This window comes from Microbacterium enclense (genome assembly GCF_001456955.1).
In the GTDB taxonomy this organism is placed as follows: Bacteria; Actinomycetota; Actinomycetes; order Actinomycetales; family Microbacteriaceae; genus Microbacterium; species Microbacterium enclense.
Genome location: NZ_KQ758470.1, coordinates 225,236 through 245,597 on the forward strand (window position 1 = coordinate 225,236; position 20,362 = coordinate 245,597).

Below are 20,362 nucleotides of genomic sequence, written 5' to 3' on the forward strand. Positions count from 1 at the left end.
CTGCGTGCGGATCGCGTTTCTCGCCGAGGGGGGCACCGACTCCGCGATAGGTGGCTGGTCGCGAAAGTAGGCTGGAGGCATGTCCAGCGAGCACGACGTCGAGACCCTGCAGCGGAGCCTGCGCGACCTTCTTCGGCAGAACGCCCGCGCGGGACGGGTGATCGTCGCCGTCGACGCGCTGGATGCCGAGGAGGCAGGGCGTTTCGCCGATGCCTTCGCCGCGGTGCTCGGCGAGGACGGCACGGCCGTCTTCCGGGCGAGCGTGGCAGAGACGGCCGATGTGCGCGGCGACCTCGTCCAGCCGTTCCGCGCCGGGGAGCCTTTCGGTCCCGGCCGCGACACGGCCCCCGCCGACGCGGTGCTCGTCGTCTCCGGACGCTTCCTCCACACCCCCGAGGTGCGGGGCCTGTGGAACTACTCGATCTGGCTCGAGAGCAACCCGCCGATCGGTGCGCCCCGCCCCGACCTCCCGGATGCCGAGAAGCACTACCTCCGCACGTCGCGGCCGAAGGCGGCGGCGTCGGCGATCGTAGAGAACTCCGACCCGGCCCACCCCGTGCAGGTGTTCGGGGACTTCTGCTGATGGTGCGTCCCGGCATCCTCCTGGTCGACAAACCGGGAGGCATCACCAGCCATGACGTGGTGTCGCGGGCGCGGCGCGCGCTCGGCACCCGCAAGATCGGGCACGCGGGAACCCTCGACCCCATGGCGACGGGGCTGCTCGTGCTCGGCGTCGAGGGCGCGACCCGATTGCTCACCTACATCGTCGGCGCCGACAAGACCTACGAGGCGACGATCCTGCTCGGGGTCGCCACCGACAGCGACGACGCCGACGGTGTCGAGACCGCGCGGGCGGATGCCACGGAGGTCACCGACGAGGCCATCGCCTCGGGCATCGCCGATCTCACCGGCGAGATCGAGCAGGTGCCGAGCACGGTGTCGGCGATCAAGGTCGCCGGGCGCCGCGCGTACGACCTCGCGCGTGCGGGCGAGCAGGTCGAGCTGAAGGCGCGGCGCGTGACCGTCTCGCGCTTCGAGGTGCGCGAGACCCGCCGCGGCGAAGGCGTCATCGAGCTCGACGTCGTCGTGGACTGCACGAGCGGCACCTACATCCGCGCCCTCGCGCGCGACCTCGGTCGCGCTCTCGGAGTCGGCGGACATCTGACGGCTCTGCGCCGCACCCGCATCGGATCGTTCGACGTCGCCGCCGCGGCACCCGTCGACGACATCGCCGAGGAGCGCCTCGTGAATCCCGCGACCGCCGCCTCGGTCGTGGTGGGCGCCATCGCCGTCGGCGCCGACGAAGCGCGCGACCTGCGCCACGGCAAGCGCATCGACGGCGGGGGACGCCTCACGGGATCCGTCGCCGCCGCGATCGACCCGGACGGGCAGCTGGTGGGCATCGTCGAGAAGCGCGGGGCGCAGCTCAAGAGCGTCATGAACATGCCCGAGGAGGCCGCCCGATGATCCTGTGGTTCACGCTCGCGCAGGTCGGCGTCGCCGTGCTCGCGGGCCTCGTCGCGATCACTGCGGGCCTGATCGGCCGTCGTCCCGGAGACGTGACGGTCGGTTCGCTCGCGCTGATCGAGCTGCTGCTGATCGCGCAGATCGTCGTCGCGATCATCGCGCCGTTCGCGGGCAACCCGCCGACGGGCAGCCTGCTGGAGTTCTGGACCTACCTCGTGTCGGCGGCGCTCGTGCCGATCGCGGGCGCGGCGTGGGCGCTGCTCGAACGCAGCCGCTGGAGCACCGTCGTCATGGGCGTCGCCGCCCTCGCCGTCGCCGTGATGGTGTGGCGCATGCACCAGATCTGGACCGTCCAGATCGCCTGACGGCCGGATGCCGCGGTGCCCGGCCGCGTGGGTTCCGGTCTCTTCGACGGGCTCAGGGACCTGAGGAGCGCCGGCGGCAGAGGGAGGCGAGGCGGAAGCTCAGAACGTCGGGAGGTGGCTGAGCCTGTCGAAGCCCCCGGTCGCTGCGCCCGTCGAAGCCATCGGCGCCGGACGCCGGGCGCCGGGGGCGCGGGCGAACTAGAATCGAGGGGTCATGGCATCCACCACTCCCACCCGCACCCGGGGGATGACCGGCATCGGCCGTGTCCTCGTCGTCGTCTACGGCATCATGGCGCTGGCCGCCACGGGCCGCTCGTTCGTGCAGATCGCGCGCGAGTTCGACGACGCCCCGCTGGCTTATTCGCTGTCGGCGCTCGCCGCGGTCGTCTACATCCTCGCGACCCTCGCGCTGATCTTCTCGGCGCGGCCCGCCTGGTACCGCGTGGCGTGGATCGCGATCGGCTTCGAGCTGGTCGGCGTGCTCGTCGTCGGCACGCTCAGCCTGGTCGACCCGGCTCTGTTCCAGCACCCCACCGTCTGGTCGGTGTACGGCTACGGCTACCTGTTCATCCCTCTCGTGCTGCCGTTCCTCGGGCTGTGGTGGCTCATGCGCCACCGTCGGGCGACGACGTGATCGTGTTCCGTGATCCCGCGGAGATCCCCGCGGGTTTCGGGCCGTCGGTCGTCGCGATCGGCAAGTTCGACGGCGTGCACACCGGCCACCGTGCGGTCATCGACCGCGCGCGCGTCGACGCCTCCGACGGCGCCGAGGTGGTCGCGGTGACCTTCGACCGCAATCCGCTCAGCGTCCTGCGTCCCGATCGCTGCCCGCCCGATGTGATCGGCCCGCATCAGAAGCTCGACCTGCTCGAACGCGCCGGAGTGGATGCCACCCTGCTGCTGACCTTCGACGACGCTCTCGCGTCGATCCCGGCGGAGGAGTTCGTGCGCGGCATCCTCGTCGACGCCCTGAACGCGCGGACGGTGCTGGTCGGCCGCGACTTCCGCTTCGGTGCCGCCGGGGTGGGGGACCCCGCCCTTCTCGAGCGCATGGGCGCCGAGCACGGCTTCCGCGTCGACGTCGTCGACGATGTGCGCGCCGTGCACGCCGACCGGCGCGTGTCGTCGACGTGGATCCGCGAGGCGCTGAGCGCGGGAGACGTCACCACCGCCGCACGTCTGCTCGGTCGCGCTCCGTCGGTGTGGGGCGAGGTTGTCCACGGCCTCAAGCGCGGGCGCGAGCTGGGCTACCCGACCGCGAACCTCTCCCACGACCTCGAGGGCTTCGTACCTGCCGACGGCGTCTACGCCGGCTGGCTCGTCGATGTCGACGGGACACGTCGCATCAGCTATCCGGCCGCGATCAGCGTGGGCACGAATCCGACGTTCGATGACGTGCACTCCCGGCAGGTCGAGGCGTACGTCTTGGACGAGACGGACCTCGACCTGTACGGCCACCACGTCGAGGTGCGCTTCGTCGAGCGCGTCCGCGGGATGACGGCGTTCGACGGCATCGACGCGCTGCTGGTGCAGATGGCCGACGACGTGGAGCGCACGCGCGCGATCCTGCGCTGAGGCGTCGCGCGCCTCGGCGGGGTGCGCGCCGGGTGGTGGAGGCGTCGCCTCGGCGGGGTGCGCCGCGGGTGCCGGGCCCTGGGGTGCGCCCTGGGCGTTGAGGCGTCGTTCCAGCGGTGAGTTGCGGCGTGTGCTCGCGGGGGTGCGTGTGGGGCGGGCGTTCGCCGCAAGTCACGGTGGGCGTTGGGTGTGCGCTCGGCGGCGGGGGTGTGCGCTCGGCGGTGAGTTGCGGCGTGTGCTCGCGGGGGCGCGTGTCGGGCGGGCGTTCGCCGCAAGTCACGGTGGGCGTTGGGTGTGCGCTCGGCGGCGGGGGTGTGCCCCTGGCGGTGAGTTGCGGCGTGTGCTCGTGGGGGTGCGTGTGGGGCGTGCGTTCGCCGCAAGTCACGGTGGGCTGGGCGTGATCGCGGCGCGAGTCACGAGGGGTGGGGCGCACGTGCGCCGGAGGTCAGTCCGCGCGCGACAGGTGATTGCGGATGCCGAGGAACGACGCCGCGCCGCCGAGCACCATCAGCGCGGCGGTGACGATGGCCGCGCGATGGAAGCCGTCGAGGTCGAGCGCGCCGCCGACGACGGCCGACACGGCGGCGATCGCGAGGAGCCCCGCGACGCGCGACACGGCATTGTTGACCGCCGAGGCGATACCCGATCTCTCGCTCTCGATCGCGCCGAGCACGGCGGCCGTGAGCGGGGAGACGGTCGCGGTCAGACCCAGGCCGAAGACGACGATGCCGGGGAGCACCTGCGTCCAATAATCGAACTCGTTGCCGACGCTGAGCAGCAGGAGCGATCCCACGGCCATCACGAGCGGCCCGAGCGTCATGAACAGCCGCGGGCCGTATCGACCGGCCAGGGATCCCATGCGCGAGCTCAGCACGATCATCAGGATCGTGCTGGGCAGCGACGCGAGCCCCGCGAGGGTGGCGGGCAGTCCCGCGCCCTGCTGCAGATACACGCTCACGACGAAGCCGTTGAGCGACAGAGCGGCGTAGACGAAGACCGTGGCGAGGTTGCCGGCCCAGAAGTTGCGCGAGCGGAAGAGATCCAGCGGCATCATCGGGTCGCGGGCGAGTCGCTGCCGCACGAGGAAGCCCGCGAAGGCGGCGGCGCCGATGAGTCCCGGCATCCAGATCACGGGGGAGGCCCAGCCGAGGTTCGGCTGCTCGATCAGCGCGAACACCACGCCGCCGAGCCCCGCTGCGCACAGTACGGCCCCGACCACGTCGACGCGGGAGTCGGGGCGACGGTGATCGCGGTGGCTCAGGCGCGCCAGCAGCCACATCGTCACGGCGATCGGCAGGACGTTGACCAGGAACACCAAGCGCCACGACAGCGTGTCGACGAACACACCGCCGATGAGCGGACCGGCGATCATCGCGACGGTGGTGGCCCCGGTCCAGATGCCGATCGCGCGCGCCTGGGCGGGTCCGCGAAAGGTGGAGGTGATGAGCGCGAGGGAACTCGGGACCAGCAGTGCTCCCGCGATGCCCTGCAGCGCCCGCGCCACGATGAGGAATTCGGCCGTGGGCGCAGCCGCGATCGCGACCGACGTGATGCCGAAACCGATCAAGCCGACCCGCAGCACGACCACTCGACCGAAGACGTCGCTGAGGGATCCGGCGACGAGGATGAACGCGCCCAGGGTCACGAGGTACGCGTCGACGACCCACTGCTGGGTCGACAGGCCCCCGCCGAGGTCTTCGGCGATGGCGGGAAGGGCGACGGTGACGACGGTGCCGTCGAGGAACGACACGAACGAGGCGAGCACGGCGATGGCGAGCACGGTGCGCTGCTCGCGCGTCATCGTCTCGGCCACGATTCCAGCGTAGGGTCGCGCGGCCACGCCGGGGCGGATGGCGGGCACGCGGAGGGGACATGGCCGCGGGAGGCGGGAGCCACGGCGGAGCGGTCGGCCGCACCGTGGTGCGCAGCTGCGGACTGTCCGCGATGCGCGGGTGAAGGGGCGCCTGCGCCGGGACACGACGCAGGAGATCCGGCCTCCGTGGCGCACCACGACGCGCCGAGCGATGACTCGACCGGCGAGACTCCTGCATTGGGTCGGGCGATCAGGCGAGGAATACCCCCAGGGGGTATCCTGTTGGCGACGAGGTGACCGGAGAGGAAGCCATGAGCGAGAACACGGATGCCACCGCACCCGCAGCCGAGGCGGTGCTCGACATCGAGGGCATGACGTGCGCGAGCTGCGTCGCCCGGGTCGAGAAACGGCTGGGCCGCGTCGAGGGTGTCACGGCCGCCGTGAATCTCGCGACCGAGACCGCCCGGGTGCGGTATCCCGCCGGGCTCGATACCGCGGCGCTCGTCGGCGCCGTGCGGGCCGCGGGCTATGACGCGACCGTGCGAGCGCGCGGTGGGGCGCGCACGACCGGCGGCCCCTCGTCGGCCACCGCGGAACCGACTCGGGATGCCGAGACGACGGCGCCCCGTGCCGTGCCTGTTCCGGCGCCGGGCGGCGAGATCGACGCGACGACCGGCCGCCCGCTCGACTCGGCTTCTGCTCCGTCGCTCTCTCCTCACCCGGCAGCGGCGTTCGCCCCCGGCGAGCGCGAGTCCGCTCGCACACACGGGGTCGCCGCCGGCGCCCACGAACACGCGTCGGGCGACGAGAACCTTTCCGGCGCCCACAGCACCGCACCCGGCGCCCACGAGCACGCGTCGGCCGACGCGCACGTCCACGTGCACGACACGGCCGACGCTCCGGGCACGACCCCGCTCCGCGTGCGCCTGTGGGTGTCGCTCGGACTCGCCGTGCCGGTGGTCGCCCTGGGCATGATCCCGGCGTGGCAGTTCCCGGGCTGGCAGTGGGTGTCGCTGGTGCTCGCCACCCCCATCGTGCTGTGGGGCGGATGGCCCTTCCACCGTGCGACGCTGCGCAACGCGCGCCACGGCGCCGCCACGATGGACACCCTCATCACCCTGGGCACCTTCGCCGCCTACCTCTGGAGCGTCTGGGCCCTCGTCTTCGGCAGCGCCGGGCGCATCGGCATCCGTCACGAGGTCATGCTGTTCGGCCCCGTGCACGACGCCACGTCGGTGGTCTACTTCGAGGTCGCGGCGGCGGTGACGGTGTTCCTGCTGCTCGGTCGCGTCATCGAGCAACGATCCACCCGCCGGGCGGGGGCAGCGCTGCGGGCCCTGCTCGATCTGGGGGCGCGCGAGGCCGAACTCGCCGACGGGCGCCGCATCGACATCGACGCGCTCGCCGTGGACGACGTCTTCGTCGTGCGCCCGGGTGCCACCGTCGCCACCGACGGTGTGGTGCTCGAGGGGCGCGCGTCGGTCGACGAGAGCATGCTGACCGGCGAATCGTTGCCGGTCGACGTGGGTCCGGGCTCATCGGTCACGGGCGGCACGATCGCGTCGGGCGGCCGGCTCGTGGTGCGCGCCACGGGCGTCGGCGAGCAGACGCGGCTCGCCCGCATCGCGCGTCTGGTCGAAGACGCGCAACTCGGTAAGAGCCGGGTGCAGCGCCTCGCCGACCGCATCTCGGGCGTGTTCGTGCCCGTGGTCATCGTGCTGGCGGCGCTCACACTCGTCGCCTGGATCGTCGCCGGCCAGCCCGTCGCGGCCGGCTTCACCGCGGCCGTGGCGGTGCTCATCATCGCCTGCCCCTGCGCGCTGGGGCTCGCCACGCCGATCGCGATCCTCGTCGGCACCGGCCGCGGCGCCCAGCTCGGCATCCTGGTCACCGGCCCCGCAGCCCTCGAATCGGCCGAGCGCATCGACACGATCGTGCTCGACAAAACAGGCACCCTGACCTCGGGTCGCATGAGCGTTGCACGCGTCACGCCGGCGGAGTCCCAGGATGCCGCTGACGCCCTGCGCCGCATCGCCGCGGTGGAGCGCGGTTCGGAGCACCCCGTCGCTCACGCGATCGTCGCGGCGGCGGGGGAGGGGCCCGTTGCCACGGACCTCGAGTCGTTGCCCGGCCGAGGCGTCGTCGGCACCGTCGACGGGGTGCGCGTGTTCGCGGGGCGTCCCGAACTCGCGGCAGAGCTCGGGGCCGCGCTGCCGGACGCGCTCGCCGCGGCGGTCGCCGACGGCGAGCAGCGCGGCACGGTGGTCGTCGCCGGATGGGCGGATGCCGCGGGGGCGATGCGGGCGCGGGCGGTGATCGAGGTCGCCGACACCGTCCGGCCCGAGAGCGCCCGCGCCGTCGCGGAGCTTCGCGCGATGGGGCTCGAGCCGGTGCTCCTCACCGGAGACAATCCGCACGTCGCCGCAGCGGTCGCGGCCGAACTGGGCATCGAGCGCGTCCGCGCGGGCGTTCCGCCCGAGGGCAAGCTCGCCGAGATCGCGGCCCTGCGCGGCGAAGGACGCACCGTCGCCATGGTCGGCGACGGGGTCAATGACGCCGCCGCGTTGGCATCCGCTGACCTCGGGATCGCGATGGGAGGGGGGACGGATGCCGCGCTGCACGCCAGCGACGTCGCCCTCATGCGCGACGACCCGCGCGGCATCGTCACCGCGGTGCGCCTCAGCCGACGCACGATGCGGGTCATCCGCGGCAACCTCTTCTGGGCGTTCGCGTACAACGTCGCCGCCCTGCCGCTGGCCGCTCTCGGACTGCTCAACCCGATGCTCGCGGGCGCGGCGATGGCGTTCTCGAGCGTCTTCGTCGTGCTGAACAGCCTGCGTCTGCGCCGGGCGGCGTGACGGTGGCCAACCGGGGCCCAGTTTTGGGGCGGGATCGGCCGTTCGGGGCGGAGAAATGCCGCCCCGAACGTCGAAACGCGCCCCGAACCGCTCAGGACCGACGTATCGGCGGCCGAGGCCGCTAGAATGGAGAGGATCCCGACATCCGCTGTCTCGCGAGCCGTTCCGGCGTAGACGCGTCGCGGGTCGCCGACACCGCTTCTTCGGCGGCGGTTCGTGCGACGCATTCCGGGGTCACTGATCCACCGGCACACGCCGGACGCTCCGGATTGTCATCCGGACGACACGCTCAGGAGGAGCATGCCGACCACGGCAACCGCCGCCCGTAGCTCGAACCAGCGGCGCAGAAAGACCACGTCATCCCGACGCGACGACGAAGCCCCCGTCATCCCGATCCTCGCCCGCAAGGTGCGCGAGGTCGAGGCGAAGGCGCAGCGCGGCAAGCTCGGGCCCACCAACCGCGTCAAGTTCCAGGTGATCGCCTTCCTCGTGCGCGAGGAGCGCGCCCGGGTCAAGGCCGACACCGAGATCACCGATGCCGCCCGCGCCGAGCTGCTCAAGCGCCTCGACGGTGTCGCGACGATCCTCGCCAAGACCGCCGCGCGTGACACCTCCCTGATCCAGCTGCTCGAGGTCGATCAGGCCACCTCGCCCGTCGCCCGCCGCATGCGTCGGGACTGGCTGCTCGAGTCCGGTGCCGAACTGCCGCCCGACGAGCTGATCATCACCGACAACACGCCCAAGATCGCCCCGGTCGTCCCGGCGGCGCTCGCCGAGAAGCAGGTCGTGCCGGCATCCATCGAGGCGCGCCAGATGGCGAACCCGTTCCTCGCGCCCGACCTCACCCCCCGCGCCAGCGGCGATGCCCCGCGACGCCGCCTCGACGGCTGGGAGCTCATGGGCCCCCTGTACAAGGCTTTCGAGACCGGCGCCGGCGGGTCGGCCGCCAGCATGGAGCTGCCGCCCGTGCCCGAGTTCGACCGGCTGTCGCCGCGCGGGCTCGAGGTCATGCCGCACCAGTCGCGCTTCCTCGAGGCCGTGCGCCAAGGGCACCGCTCATTCCTGCTCGCCGACGAGCCGGGCCTCGGCAAGACCGCCGAGTCGGTGCTCGCGGCATCCGTCGCCGACGCGTATCCGCTGCTGGTCGTCGTCCCGAACGTCGTGAAGATGAACTGGGCCCGCGAGGTGAAGCGGTGGACGCCGCAGCGTCGCGCCACCGTCATCTCCGGCGGCGGTGCCGACATCGACGCCTTCGCCGACGTCTTCATCGTCAACTACGAGATCCTCGACCGGCACCTGTCGTGGCTGTCGTCGATCGGGCTGAAGGGCGTCGTCGTCGACGAGGCGCACTTCATCAAGAACCTCACGTCGCAGCGCTCGCAGAACGTGCTGGCCCTGGCATCCCGTGTCCGTCAGCAGACGCGCGACCCGCTCCTGCTCGCCCTCACCGGTACCCCGCTGATCAACGACGTCGAGGACTTCGACGCGATCTGGCGTTTCCTCGGCTGGACGAACGGTGAGAAGCCCGGTGCCGAGCTCATGGAGAAGCTGGATGCCACGGGCCTGACCCCCGCCGACAAGGCGTTCTACCCCGAAGCGCGTGACGCGGTCATCTCGATGGGCATCGTGCGGCGCAAGAAGAAGGACGTCGCCGCCGACCTGCCCGACAAGCTCGTGGCCGACCTGCCCGTCGAACTCGACGACGAGTACGGCCGATCGATCCGTCAGGCCGAGCGCGAACTCGGCGCCCGCCTCGCATCGAAATACCGCCGCATCATCGAGGCGCGCGGCGACCGGGGCCTCGCTGCCGGTGAGATCGACGACGACATCGTGCGTCTCGTGGCGCACGGCGAGCTCGAGGAGTCGAAGGCCGCGGGCTCGGGCAGCGAGAACGTGTTCACGATGGTCCGCCGCATCGGTCAGGCCAAGGCGCACCTCGCTGCCGACTACGCCGTGCAGCTCCAGCGCTCGGTCGGCAAGGTCGTCTTCTTCGCGAAGCACATCGACGTGATGGATGCCGCGGAGGCCCACTTCAAGGCCTCCGGCCTCAAGGCCGTGTCGGTGCGCGGCGAGCAGACCTCCACCGCGCGCCAGGCCGCGATCGACGCGTTCAACGGTGATCCCGAGGTGGGCATCGCGGTGTGTTCGCTGACCGCCGCCGGCGTCGGCCTCAACATGCAGGCCGCCTCCAACGTCGTTCTCGCCGAGCTGTCGTGGACCGCCGCCGAGCAGACGCAGGCGATCGACCGCGTGCACCGCATCGGCCAGGAGGAGCCCGTCACGGCGTGGCGCATCATCGCTGCGCACACGATCGACACGAAGATCGCCGAGCTCATCGACTCGAAGGAGGGCCTCGCCGCCCGCGCCCTCGACGGCCAGGCCATCGAGCCGGGCTCGAGCGACTCGGTGCAGCTGTCCGCGCTCATGCACCTGCTGCGTCAGGCGCTCGGCAAGGCCTGACCTTAGCGTGGCGGACGCCCCGGTGCTTCGGCGCCGGGGCGTTCGTGCGTCCTGGCGGGGCGGGCGTCGTCACGAGAACAGGGAGTTCGACGAGAACAGGCCGATCTCGGCTGAAACAGCCTGTTTTCGTCGCAACCCCCTGTTTTCGTCACGCAGGCGAGGAAGAATCCTGGCGGATCGCGGCGTCCGGTGTGGTCGTTTCGCCGGTGGTGGTTGCGCATCGGCGTTTCTGCGTCCGGCGCGCTCGTCACGCCGTTCGCGGCCGATCGGGGCGTCGGTGATCCGGCATCCGGTGTGCTCGTCACGCCATGTGCGGCGGGCCGGCAGTGGACATCGGCATCGGGGTCTCGGCATCCATCGGCCCTCCGTCACCGTGTGGCAGCGGTCCCGCCCGCGGCGATAGGGTCGAAGACGGCAACGGCGCCGACCTCCACCCGAACCACAGCACTTGAGGACTCTGCCCATGAAGATCGGCATCCTGACCAGCGGCGGCGATTGCCCCGGGCTCAACGCGGTCATCCGTGGCGTCGTGCTCAAGGGCACGACCAACTACGACATCGAGTTCGTCGGCATCCGCGACGGGTGGCGGGGCGTCGTCGACGGCGACTTCTTCCCCCTCACGCGTCACGAGGTGAAGGGGCTGTCCAAGGTCGGCGGCACCATCCTCGGCACGAGCCGCACCAACCCCTACGAGGGCACGCGCGGCGGCGCCGAGAACATCTCCAAGACGATGTACGGGCACCGGCTCGACGGCATCCTGGCAATCGGCGGCGAGGGCACCCTGGCCGCGGCCGACCGCCTGTCGAACGACGGCATCAACGTGATCGGCGTTCCCAAGACGATCGACAACGACCTGCGCGCCACCGACTACTCCTTCGGCTTCGACACGGCCGTCAACATCGCGACGGATGCCATGGACCGCCTTCGCACGACCGGTGACTCCCACCAGCGTTGCATGGTGGCCGAGGTCATGGGTCGTCACGTCGGCTGGATCGCGCTGCACGCGGGTATCGCCGCGGGTGCGCACGTCATCTGCATCCCCGAGGTGCCGATGTCGATCGACGAGATCGTCGAACAGGTCTCGCGCGCCCACGACCGCGGCCGCGCTCCGCTGGTCGTCGTCTCGGAGGGCTTCAAGCTGACCGGCATGGACGAGGCGTTCAGCGACAAGGGGCTCGACGCCTTCAACCGTCCCCGTCTCGGCGGCATCGGCGAACTGCTCGCACCCGAGATCGAGCGTCTGACGGGCATCGAGACCCGCGCGACGGTGCTCGGCCACATCCAGCGCGGCGGATCGCCGTCGGCCTTCGACCGCGTTCTCGCGACCCGCCTGGGTCTGCACGCCGCCGACGCGCTGCACGAGGGCGCCTGGGGTCAGATGGTCGCGATGCGCGGCACCGACATCGTGCGCGTGCCCTTCGCCGACGCTCTCGGTGAGCTCAACAGCGTGCCCCTGTACCGCTACGAGGAGGCCGCCGCGCTGTTCGGCTGAGCCTGCCGCCTCGACGCCCCGTCCCGCTTCGCGCGGGGCGGGGCGTCGTGCTGTGCGCCGCGACGCGGCGTCCCGGCGCTGTCACGAGAACAGGCTGATGCGTTCAGAACAGGGCGATCGGGGTGGTTTCGTCCTGTTCTCGTGGCATCCCCTGTTCTCGTGGCGCTGGAAGGGTGCGGCGTCGGATGGACGGGCTGCGGGGGCGGTGCGTCGGTGCGTCGAGCTGCGGCGTCGGTGGGTCGGGCTGCGGGTCTGAAGCCCGTGCGTCCTGTGGGCGGCTGTCAGGAGAACAGGCTGATGCGCCCGGAACAGGGCGATCGGGGTGGTTTCGCCCTGTTCTCGTGGCATCCCCTGTTCTCGTGACGCGTGAGGCGACGAGGTTGGGCGGCTCAGCGAGCCACGGCGAGGTGGCGGCCCTGTGCCATCGCGAGGCGGACGGTGTCGATCACGTAATCGGGCTCGAAGAGGATCTGCACGTAGTCGAAGCGCAACACGGTGTATCCGCGCAGAAGCAGTCGGGCGTCCTGGCGGATGTCGCGGCGTCGGTCCGCCGGTGAGCTGTGGAAGGCGAACCCATCGATCTGGATCGCGAGGCGCTCGCCGATCACCGCATCGACCGGGTGCCCATCGATCCACACTTGCTGCCGCAGGCTGACGCCGATCGCGCGCATCATCTCGCGGAAGTGCGTCTCGAGGCCCGAGTCGGAGAGGAACGTCGCGACGCGAGCGAACCTCGATGCGCGGGTCGATCGCCAGACCACCGCCGCCAGGGTGTCCGCATCGACTTTCTTCGACCGCAGTGCGGACTCCCACACGGCGAGAGCATCGACGGGAGGAAGGCAGCGCGCGACGTGGAACAGCACGTTGATCAGCGGCTCGAGGGCATCGGTGCGGATGAGGGGTACGGGGGCAGTGGCGCGATGCAGTCGCATCCCTGTGCCGTCGAGCCGCGAGGCCGTGGCGGGCACCCACACGTGCACGTCTTCGCTCCTCGGTGTCCACAGGCCCATGTCGTGGGCGGCGCTCACGCAGGTCGACCGGCCGCCGACGGATGCCGCTCGCTTGCGGCTCGACGGACAATCGGGCGCGACGATCCAGGAACGCCGGACGCGTTCGACTTCCGACGCTGCCACGGCCGCCGCGATCGCCCGCGGGCCGAAACCCGCGTCAGCAGCCGAGGACGTGTGAGCGACGCCGCCGCGTCCCGTCAACCATGCGATCAGGTCGGGTGTCATCGCATCAGGCTCGCGGCTGCGAGACGTCCGTCATCTGCGGGCGCCATGAAATGGGGATGACGGGGAAGAACAGCGGCCTGGGGAGGAGGGGCTGCGAAGGCTGTTGAGCTACGCCGATCGTCACGAGAACAGGAAACGCGACGAGAACAGGACGAATGGGCCCGTTTCGTCCTGTTCCCGTGACTTCCCCTGTTCTCGTGACGCGTCGACCGGAACCGGGACGCCGAACGCCCCGCCGCTCGGAGCGGCGGGGCGTTCGAGGACCGGGTTCGGGCGGACCGCGCGCCTACTCCGCGAGGCCGAGCACGTCGAGCAGCCACGCCAGCTCGAACGCGCGCTCGCGCCAGGCGTTGTAACGGCCGCTGACGCCGCCGTGGCCGGCGACCATCTCGCACTTGAGCATCGCGTCGGCGCCGACCTCGCGCAGGCGCGCGACCCACTTGGCAGGCTCGACGTACAGCACGCGGGTGTCGTTGAGCGAGGTGACCGCGAGGATCCGCGGATAGGTGACGCCGTCGCGGACGTTCTCGTACGGCGAGTACGACTTCATGTATGCGTAGACCTCGGCGTTGTGGAGCGGGTCGCCCCACTCGTCCCACTCGATGACGGTGAGCGGCAGCGACGGGTCGAGGATCGTCGTGAGCGCGTCGACGAACGGCACATCGGCCAGGATGCCGGCGAACAGCTCGGGCGCGAGATTCGCGACCGCGCCCATGAGCAGACCGCCCGCGCTGCCGCCCTCGGCGACGACGCGATCGGGGGTGGTGTACCCGGCATCCACGAGGTGACGCGCCGCGGCGACGAAGTCGGTGAAGGTGTTGCGCTTGGCGAGCAGCTTCCCGTCTTCGTACCACTGGCGACCCATCTCGCCGCCGCCGCGCACGTGGGCGACGGCGAAGACGACGCCGCGGTCGAGCAGCGACAGACGCGGCACCGAGAAGCCGGGCTCGATCGAGTGCTCGTAGGAGCCGTAGCCGTAGAGGTGCACGGGGCGAGGGGACGTGCCGGGCTCACCGAACGAGCGCTTCCACACCAGCGACACGGGCACCTCGGTGCCGTCTTCCGCCGGGGCCCAGACGCGGGCCTGCCCGTAATCGGCCGGGTCGAAGCCCCCGAGCACCGGCTGACGCTTGCGCAGCAGCAGCTCGCCGGAGTCGACGACGTAGTCGTACACCGTGCCGGGGGTGACGAACGAGCCGTAGCCGAGGCGCAGCACCGGGGGAGCCCACTCGGGGTTGCCGCCCGTTCCGACGCTGTACAGCGGCTCGTCGAACGCGATCTCGGTCACCGCGCCGTCGGTGTACGACAGCATGCCCAGGCGCGCGAGGCCGTCGCGGCGGTAGCCGACCACGCCCCAGTCGCGGAACGTGTCGACGCCCAGGAGCCGATGGCCGGTGCGGTGCGCGATGACCGTCTCGCGCGCCCCTTGGGGGTCGGATGCCGAGACCCGCACGAGCTCGAAATCGAGGGCGCCGTCGTTGTGCAGGATGAAGAGCACGTCTTCGCCGTCGACCACGGCGTGCGAGGAGGAGTACTCGACGCCCTCCCGCCGCGGCCACACCACGCGCGGCTCGCCGCGGAGGTCGTCGGCGTCGAGGATCCACTCCTCGCTCGTGATCGACGAGCCCATCTCGATGACGAGGTAGCGGTCGCTGCGGGTGAAGTCGGCGCCGACCCAGTAGCGGTCGTCGCTCTCGTGGAAGAGCTTCACGTCGGCATCGACGGGGGTGCCGATCTCGTGCAGCCACACGGTGTCGGGCCGCCAGGCGTCGTCGACCGTGGTGTAGACGATGAAGCGGCCGTCGGGCGAGAAGGAGGCGCCCGAGAACGTGTCGGGGATCTCATCGGGGAGCGTCTCACCGGTGGCGAGGTCGCGAACCCGCAGGGTGTAACGCTCGTCGCCGGCGACATCGATGCCGTAGAGCATGCGCGTGCCGTCGCGGGAGACCTCGAAACTGCCGAGCGAGAAGAAGTCGGTGCCCTCGGCCTCGATGTTTCCGTCGAAGAGCACCTGCTCGCCGGGGACGGGTCGGTCGGGGGAGAGGGTCGGCGGGGTCCAGTCGTCGGGGGAGTCGAGCGGCGCGCGGCACTGGATGCCGTACTGCGCTCCCGCCACGGTGCGGCCGTAGTACCACCAGTCGCCGCGTCGGGCGGGGACCGACAGGTCGGTCTCGAGGGTGCGACCCTTGATCTCGCCGAAGATCGCGTCGCGCAGCGGACCCAGCGCGGCGGTGCGCGCCGTCGTGTAGGCGTTCTCGGCCTCGAGGTGGGCGACGACCTCGGCGTCGTCTTTCGCGCGGAGCCACTCGTACGGGTCGTCGAACGTGTCGCCGTGGTGGGTGCGCGGCGCGGGGCGGCGTTCGGTGACGGGCGGGGTCGGCTGGTGCTGGAGGTCGGTCACCGTTCCACGGTAGTCCGCCGTTCCGACATCGGCCCGAGAGGACGCTCCGGATGCCGCGCCGCCCACGCCGTGCGCGTTTGACCATCGCCGCCGCCGGTGAAAGGATGTCGTCGCGACCTCGTTGAACGAGTGTCGAACTCCAGGTGAACTCTTCGTTCGTCACGCCGGTCCCGTCGGCATCCCTTCTTCCTTCTCACGGAAAGCGAACGGTGGAGAGCGCAGCCCTCATCATCGTGCTGGTCATCGCGCTGGCACTCTTCTTCGACTTCACCAACGGCTTCCACGACACCGCGAACGCGATGGCCACCCCCATCGCGACCGGTGCGCTGAAGCCCAAGGTGGCGGTCCTACTCGCCGCGTGCCTCAACCTCGTCGGCGCCTTCTTGTCGACGGAGGTCGCCAAGACCATCTCGGGCGGCATGATCCGCGAAGACCAGTTGAGTCCCGACATCTTCCCGCCGATCATCTTCGCCGGCCTCATCGGTGCGATCACGTGGAACATGCTGACCTGGCTCCTGGGGCTCCCGTCGAGCTCGTCGCACGCCCTCTTCGGCGGACTGATCGGCGCGACGCTGGTGGGCGTCGGGGTGAGCGCGATCGACACGGGCGTGGTGCTGAGCAAGGTGATCCTGCCGGCGCTCATCGCGCCCCTGACGGCGGGCATCATCGCCTTCACCGTCACGAAGATCGCCTACGGCGTCACCCGTCGCTACGACATGAAGGCCGACGGGCGCGACGGCTTCCGCTGGGGGCAGATCTTCACGTCGTCGTTGGTCGCCCTCGCCCACGGCACCAACGACGCGCAGAAGACGATGGGCGTCATCACCCTGGCCCTCATCACGGTGGGCTGGCAGTCGACATCGAACCCCGACCCGCAGCTGTGGGTGGTCTTCGCCTGCGCGATCACGATCGCCCTCGGCACCTATATGGGAGGCTGGCGCATCATCCGCACTCTCGGCAAGGGCCTGACCGACGTCAAGCCCGCCCAGGGCTTCTCGGCCGAGACGTCGACGGCGGCGACCATCCTGGCATCCAGTGCCCTCGGCTTCGCCCTGTCGACCACGCAGGTCGCCTCGGGATCGGTCATCGGATCGGGCCTCGGCCGCCGCGGATCGACCGTGCGATGGAACACCGTGGGGCGCATCATGGTCGGCTGGGTGCTGACCCTTCCCGCGGCCGGTGCCGTGGGCGCGGCGGCGGCGCTGATCGTGGTGTGGCTGGGCGGCTGGGGCGTCGCCGTCGACGCGGTCATCGCGGTCGTGATCATCCTGGGGCTCTTCCTTCGCTCGCGCCGCGACTCGGTCACGTCGGCCAACGCCATGAGCGAGGTCGCCGACTCGGGAGCGGCGGTCAAGGTGCCCCGCAAGCCCGGGCCCACGCGTCGCCAGCGTCGCCTCGACCGCGCGAAGGCCGGGAAGGACGCCTGATGCTCATCAACTGGGAAGCCTTCCTGCAGGTCTTCGTCGCCGCCCTGCTGGGCGCCTCGATCGTCGTGACGTTCTACGCCCTGGGCCTGCGCCTGCTCGTGCGCGGCGGGCGGCCGCCGCTGGTGGCACCGGCGGAGTTCACGGATGCCATCACGGTGCTCTCCGACAAGCAGCGGCGCCGTCATGAGAAGGCCGTCGCGAAAGCAGCGAAGAAGAACCCCCTCGGCGAGGGGCAGAAGCGCCTGTCGCTCCTGGGCGCCTACGCGTGCTTCGCGGTGTGCGCGGCGGCGGTGATCGGCGCGCTGCTGCTCATCCTCTTCAACCACTGATCGGATGCCGGTGCCCTTCCACTCGTGAGGCCATCGGCCGCATCCGCCGGACGCGGTCTGTGGCGTCTCGAGGTCGCCGCGCGGGCGCGCCCGCCACGAGGTCGCGTGGCCGCCCGCCACGATCTTTCCGCGCGGGCGCGCCCCTCACGGCGTCTCCGCGCGGGCGCACCGGACGCGATGTCGGAACCCCCTCCTAGGCTGAGGACATGGCATCCGTGCAGTTCGGTCAGCACGCGCCCGCGGCGCGCGTGATCCTCCACCTCAGCGACACCCACCTGCTGGGCGGCGACCGTCTGCTCGGCGAGCGATACGACACCGCGCGGCACCTGCGCCGCACCCTGCGCGCCGCCGAGGCGACCGGTGTGCGACCGGATGCCGTGGTGTTCACCGGCGACCTGACCGACCTCGGCGAACCCGAGGCCTACCAGGCGCTCCGGGCCGAGGTGGAGCCGTGGGCCGAGCGACTCGGTGCGCCGGTGGTGTGGGTCGCGGGCAATCACGACGAGCGTCCGGCTCTGCGCGCAGAACTGCTCGACGCGGAGGCGACCGAAGAGCCCGTGACCGGGGTCTGGAACCTCGATGGGCTCCGCCTCATCGCCCTCGATTCCACCGTTCCCGGGTGGCACCACGGCGACCTCGACGCGGAGCAGCTGGCGTGGCTGCGCGCCGAGCTCGCCGAGCCCGCCCCGTTGGGCACGATCCTGGCGCTGCATCACCCGCCGCTTCCCACGCACATCCCGTTCTTCGACATCCTCGAGCTGCGCGATCAGCCCGGTCTCGCCGATACCATCCGGGGGAGCGACGTGCGCGCGATCCTCGCGGGTCATCTGCACTACTCCACCTCGGGGACCTTCGCCGGGGTTCCGGTGAGCGTGGCCGCCGCGTCCTGCTACACGATGGATCTCGCCCGCCCCGCCGACGAAGTGAACGGGATGGATGCCGGGCGCTCGTTCCATCTCGTGCACGTGTGGCACGACACGATCACGCACGCCGTCGTGCCGGTCGTCGACGCGGAGGCGTCGGGATACTTCACCCCCGAGTGGACGGCGCGCATGGCCGCGCTCAGCCCCGACGAGCGGCTCGAGGCGTTCTCACGCAAGCGATAAGCACGCGTCCGGTGCGGTCGTCGTCGCAGCGGCGCGACGCGCTGGCAGCGTCTGAATGCGGCGACGCCAGCGGCTCGATGCGTCGCCAGCGTCGAGCGCGCCGCCAGCACCTGAGCGCGCCGCCAGCGTCTTGATGCGTCGCCAGCGGCTCGGTGCACCGGCAGCGGCCGGACCAAGCGGTGCAATAGACGCGCCGGACGGTGCGGATCCGACGGCAGGCCGTGACGGCCAGGGCGGTGGCCGATAGCGGTGGTTAGGCTCGTGGCATCCCTGCTCGCCGTGACACCCACAAGGACGTACCCATGGCCCTGGACGCTTTGACGCGCACCCGTACCGAGACCGACTCCCTCGGATCCCTCGAGATCCCCGCCGACGCGTACTGGGGCATTCACACCGCGCGGGCGCTGGAGAACTTCCCGATCGCCAAGCGCCCCATCTCGGTCTATCCCGATCTCGTGCGCGGTCTCGCGATGGTCAAGCAGGCGTCCGCACGTGCCAATGCCGAGATCGGTGTCCTCGACGAGGCCAAAGCCGATCTGATCGACCGCGCGGCGCAGCGCGTCATCGACGGGGAGTTCCACGACGAGTTCACCGTCGGCGTCATCCAGGGCGGCGCCGGCACGTCGACGAACATGAACGCCAACGAGGTCATCACCAACATCGCCCTCGAGATGGCGGGCCGCGAGAAGGGCGACTACGCCTTCCTGTCGCCGATCGACGACACCAACCGCAGCCAGTCGACGAACGACGTCTACCCGACCGCGATCAAGATCGGTCTCTCGCTCACGCTGCAGAGCCTCCTCGAAGAGCTCGCGCTGCTGCGGCAGTCGTTCCTGCGCAAGTCGGAGGAGTTCCACGACGTCTTGAAGGTCGGCCGCACCCAGCTGCAGGATGCCGTTCCCATGACGCTCGGGCAGGAGTTCCACGGCTTCGCGACCACCCTCGGCGAGGACTACAGCCGCCTCACCGAGAACGCGTACCTGATGTACGAGATCAACATGGGGGCCACCGCCATCGGCACGGGCATCACCGCGCACGCCGGCTACGGGGGAGCGGTACTGCGGCACCTGCGGGCGATCACCGGGCTCGACCTCGAGACCGCGAGCGACCTGGTCGAGTCGACGAGTGACACGGGGGCGTTCATGTCGTTCTCGTCGTCGCTCAAGCGCAACGCCGTGAAGCTGTCGAAGATCTGCAACGACCTGCGTCTGCTGTCGAGCGGTCCGCAGGCCGGTCTCGGCGAGATCAACCTCCCGCCCCGCCAGGCGGGGTCGAGCATCATGCCGGGCAAGGTGAATCCCGTCATCCCGGAGGTCGTCAATCAGGTCGCCTTCTCGGTCGTCGGCGCCGACATGACGGTCACCATGGCCGTCGAAGGCGGTCAGCTGCAGCTCAACGCGTTCGAGCCGGTGATCGCTCACTCGATCTACCAGTCGATCACCTGGATGCGCCAGGCCATGTGGACGCTCCGGGTCAACTGCGTCGACGGCATCACGGCCAACCGCGAGCGACTGGGGGCCATGGTGGGCTCCTCGGTCGGCGTGGTCACGGCACTGACCCCGTTCATCGGCTACTCGGCGGCCGCGGCCCTCGCCAAGACGGCGCTGCTGACGCACCGCAACGTCGCCGATCTCGTGGTCGAGGCGGGGCTCATGACACGCGATGAGGTCACGAAGCAGATCTCGCCCGCGCGTCTGTCGGGCCTGCAGACGGTCACGGCGGCGATCCCCGTCATCCGTTCCGCCGACAGCGTCGTCGAGGAGTGACGCGCTAAGCGCGTGGCGCTGAGCGCGCGGCGACCTGCCCGGGCTGAGCGCGCGTCGGTCGGCCCGCG

Annotated in this window: 16 protein-coding genes; 13 read left to right on the forward strand and 3 right to left on the reverse strand. The window is 70.9% G+C overall.

Features of this window, described 5'->3' with window-relative positions; all coding sequences use genetic code 11:
* Positions 1–79 precede the first annotated feature (79 nt).
* From AS029_RS08940 to AS029_RS08960, 5 genes are all read left to right on the forward strand, one after another.
* Positions 80–583: a nucleoside/nucleotide kinase family protein gene (locus tag AS029_RS08940; RefSeq protein WP_058232242.1), complete on the forward strand. Its 504-nt coding sequence runs from the start codon at positions 80–82 to the stop codon at positions 581–583.
* Complete coding sequence (gene truB, locus AS029_RS08945; RefSeq protein ID WP_058232243.1) at positions 583–1,467, forward strand: tRNA pseudouridine(55) synthase TruB; 885 nt, start codon at positions 583–585, stop codon at positions 1,465–1,467. Before AS029_RS08940 ends, truB begins: the two co-directional genes overlap by 1 nt.
* Positions 1,464–1,832 carry a hypothetical protein gene (locus tag AS029_RS08950; RefSeq protein ID WP_058232244.1) on the forward strand — a complete coding sequence of 123 codons (369 nt, stop codon included), beginning with the start codon at positions 1,464–1,466 and terminating at the stop codon, positions 1,830–1,832. The genes truB and AS029_RS08950 overlap by 4 nt, the downstream gene beginning before the upstream one ends.
* A 214-nt stretch (positions 1,833–2,046) precedes the next feature.
* Entirely contained in the window at positions 2,047–2,466 is a 420-nt protein-coding gene (locus AS029_RS08955; RefSeq protein ID WP_058232245.1) for a hypothetical protein, read from the forward strand.
* Positions 2,463–3,407 carry a bifunctional riboflavin kinase/FAD synthetase gene (locus tag AS029_RS08960; RefSeq protein ID WP_058232246.1) on the forward strand — a complete coding sequence of 315 codons (945 nt, stop codon included), beginning with the start codon at positions 2,463–2,465 and terminating at the stop codon, positions 3,405–3,407. Before AS029_RS08955 ends, AS029_RS08960 begins: the two co-directional genes overlap by 4 nt.
* Before the next feature lie 445 nt (positions 3,408–3,852).
* Here the strand turns inward: AS029_RS08960 and AS029_RS08965 are convergent, their stop codons facing one another.
* Positions 3,853–5,208: an MFS transporter gene (locus AS029_RS08965; protein WP_058232477.1), complete on the reverse strand. Its 1,356-nt coding sequence runs from the start codon at positions 5,206–5,208 to the stop codon at positions 3,853–3,855.
* A gap of 323 nt (positions 5,209–5,531) precedes the next feature.
* Here AS029_RS08965 and AS029_RS08970 point away from each other — a divergent pair, with 323 nt between their 5' ends.
* The 4 genes from AS029_RS08970 to AS029_RS17595 all read left to right on the forward strand — a co-directional run bounded on the left by AS029_RS08970 (position 5,532) and on the right by AS029_RS17595 (position 12,286).
* Positions 5,532–8,078: a heavy metal translocating P-type ATPase gene (locus tag AS029_RS08970; RefSeq protein WP_058232247.1), complete on the forward strand. Its 2,547-nt coding sequence runs from the start codon at positions 5,532–5,534 to the stop codon at positions 8,076–8,078.
* Positions 8,079–8,378: 300 nt separating this feature from the next.
* Entirely contained in the window at positions 8,379–10,538 is a 2,160-nt protein-coding gene (locus AS029_RS08975; protein WP_058232248.1) for a DEAD/DEAH box helicase, read from the forward strand.
* 463 nt (positions 10,539–11,001) lie between these two features.
* Positions 11,002–12,030: a 6-phosphofructokinase gene (locus AS029_RS08980; RefSeq protein ID WP_058232249.1), complete on the forward strand. Its 1,029-nt coding sequence runs from the start codon at positions 11,002–11,004 to the stop codon at positions 12,028–12,030.
* A gap of 97 nt (positions 12,031–12,127) precedes the next feature.
* Positions 12,128–12,286 carry a hypothetical protein gene (locus AS029_RS17595; RefSeq protein ID WP_167345253.1) on the forward strand — a complete coding sequence of 53 codons (159 nt, stop codon included), beginning with the start codon at positions 12,128–12,130 and terminating at the stop codon, positions 12,284–12,286.
* Between the two features lie 133 nt (positions 12,287–12,419).
* On the opposite strand, the gene AS029_RS08985 is transcribed toward AS029_RS17595, so the two are convergent.
* Both AS029_RS08985 and AS029_RS08990 read right to left on the reverse strand, forming a co-directional pair.
* On the reverse strand, positions 12,420–13,265 hold the full coding sequence (locus AS029_RS08985) for an endonuclease domain-containing protein (RefSeq protein WP_058232250.1): 846 nt from the start codon (positions 13,263–13,265) through the stop codon (positions 12,420–12,422).
* Positions 13,266–13,551: 286 nt separating this feature from the next.
* On the reverse strand, positions 13,552–15,666 hold the full coding sequence (locus AS029_RS08990) for a S9 family peptidase (RefSeq protein WP_058232251.1): 2,115 nt from the start codon (positions 15,664–15,666) through the stop codon (positions 13,552–13,554).
* Between the two features lie 209 nt (positions 15,667–15,875).
* On the opposite strand from AS029_RS08990, the gene AS029_RS08995 reads away from it, so the two are divergent.
* The 4 genes from AS029_RS08995 to AS029_RS09010 all read left to right on the forward strand — a co-directional run bounded on the left by AS029_RS08995 (position 15,876) and on the right by AS029_RS09010 (position 20,294).
* The gene (locus AS029_RS08995) at positions 15,876–17,093 is read left to right on the forward strand and encodes an inorganic phosphate transporter (protein ID WP_058232252.1); all 1,218 of its coding nucleotides are present in this window, start codon (positions 15,876–15,878) and stop codon (positions 17,091–17,093) included.
* Positions 17,093–17,422, forward strand: a complete 330-nt coding sequence (locus AS029_RS09000; RefSeq protein ID WP_058232253.1) for a hypothetical protein — start codon at positions 17,093–17,095, stop codon at positions 17,420–17,422. Before AS029_RS08995 ends, AS029_RS09000 begins: the two co-directional genes overlap by 1 nt.
* Positions 17,423–17,628: 206 nt before the next feature.
* Positions 17,629–18,528: a phosphodiesterase gene (locus tag AS029_RS09005; protein WP_058232254.1), complete on the forward strand. Its 900-nt coding sequence runs from the start codon at positions 17,629–17,631 to the stop codon at positions 18,526–18,528.
* A 302-nt stretch (positions 18,529–18,830) separates the two neighbouring features.
* Positions 18,831–20,294: an aspartate ammonia-lyase gene (locus AS029_RS09010; protein ID WP_058232255.1), complete on the forward strand. Its 1,464-nt coding sequence runs from the start codon at positions 18,831–18,833 to the stop codon at positions 20,292–20,294.
* The last annotated feature ends 68 nt before the right edge of the window (positions 20,295–20,362 follow it).

Coding starts and splice junctions, on each gene's coding strand:
- AS029_RS08955 (WP_058232245.1), top strand. CDS start 2,047: ATGGCATCCACCACTCCCACCCGCACCCGGGGGATGACCGGCATCGGC.
- AS029_RS08975 (WP_058232248.1), top strand. CDS start 8,379: ATGCCGACCACGGCAACCGCCGCCCGTAGCTCGAACCAGCGGCGCAGA.
- AS029_RS09010 (WP_058232255.1), top strand. CDS start 18,831: ATGGCCCTGGACGCTTTGACGCGCACCCGTACCGAGACCGACTCCCTC.
- AS029_RS08985 (WP_058232250.1), bottom strand. CDS start 13,265: ATGACACCCGACCTGATCGCATGGTTGACGGGACGCGGCGGCGTCGCT.
- AS029_RS08970 (WP_058232247.1), top strand. CDS start 5,532: ATGAGCGAGAACACGGATGCCACCGCACCCGCAGCCGAGGCGGTGCTC.
- AS029_RS09005 (WP_058232254.1), top strand. CDS start 17,629: ATGGCATCCGTGCAGTTCGGTCAGCACGCGCCCGCGGCGCGCGTGATC.
- AS029_RS08950 (WP_058232244.1), top strand. CDS start 1,464: ATGATCCTGTGGTTCACGCTCGCGCAGGTCGGCGTCGCCGTGCTCGCG.
- AS029_RS08965 (WP_058232477.1), bottom strand. CDS start 5,208: ATGACGCGCGAGCAGCGCACCGTGCTCGCCATCGCCGTGCTCGCCTCG.
- AS029_RS08980 (WP_058232249.1), top strand. CDS start 11,002: ATGAAGATCGGCATCCTGACCAGCGGCGGCGATTGCCCCGGGCTCAAC.
- AS029_RS08940 (WP_058232242.1), top strand. CDS start 80: ATGTCCAGCGAGCACGACGTCGAGACCCTGCAGCGGAGCCTGCGCGAC.
- AS029_RS09000 (WP_058232253.1), top strand. CDS start 17,093: ATGCTCATCAACTGGGAAGCCTTCCTGCAGGTCTTCGTCGCCGCCCTG.
- AS029_RS17595 (WP_167345253.1), top strand. CDS start 12,128: ATGCGTTCAGAACAGGGCGATCGGGGTGGTTTCGTCCTGTTCTCGTGG.
- truB (WP_058232243.1), top strand. CDS start 583: ATGGTGCGTCCCGGCATCCTCCTGGTCGACAAACCGGGAGGCATCACC.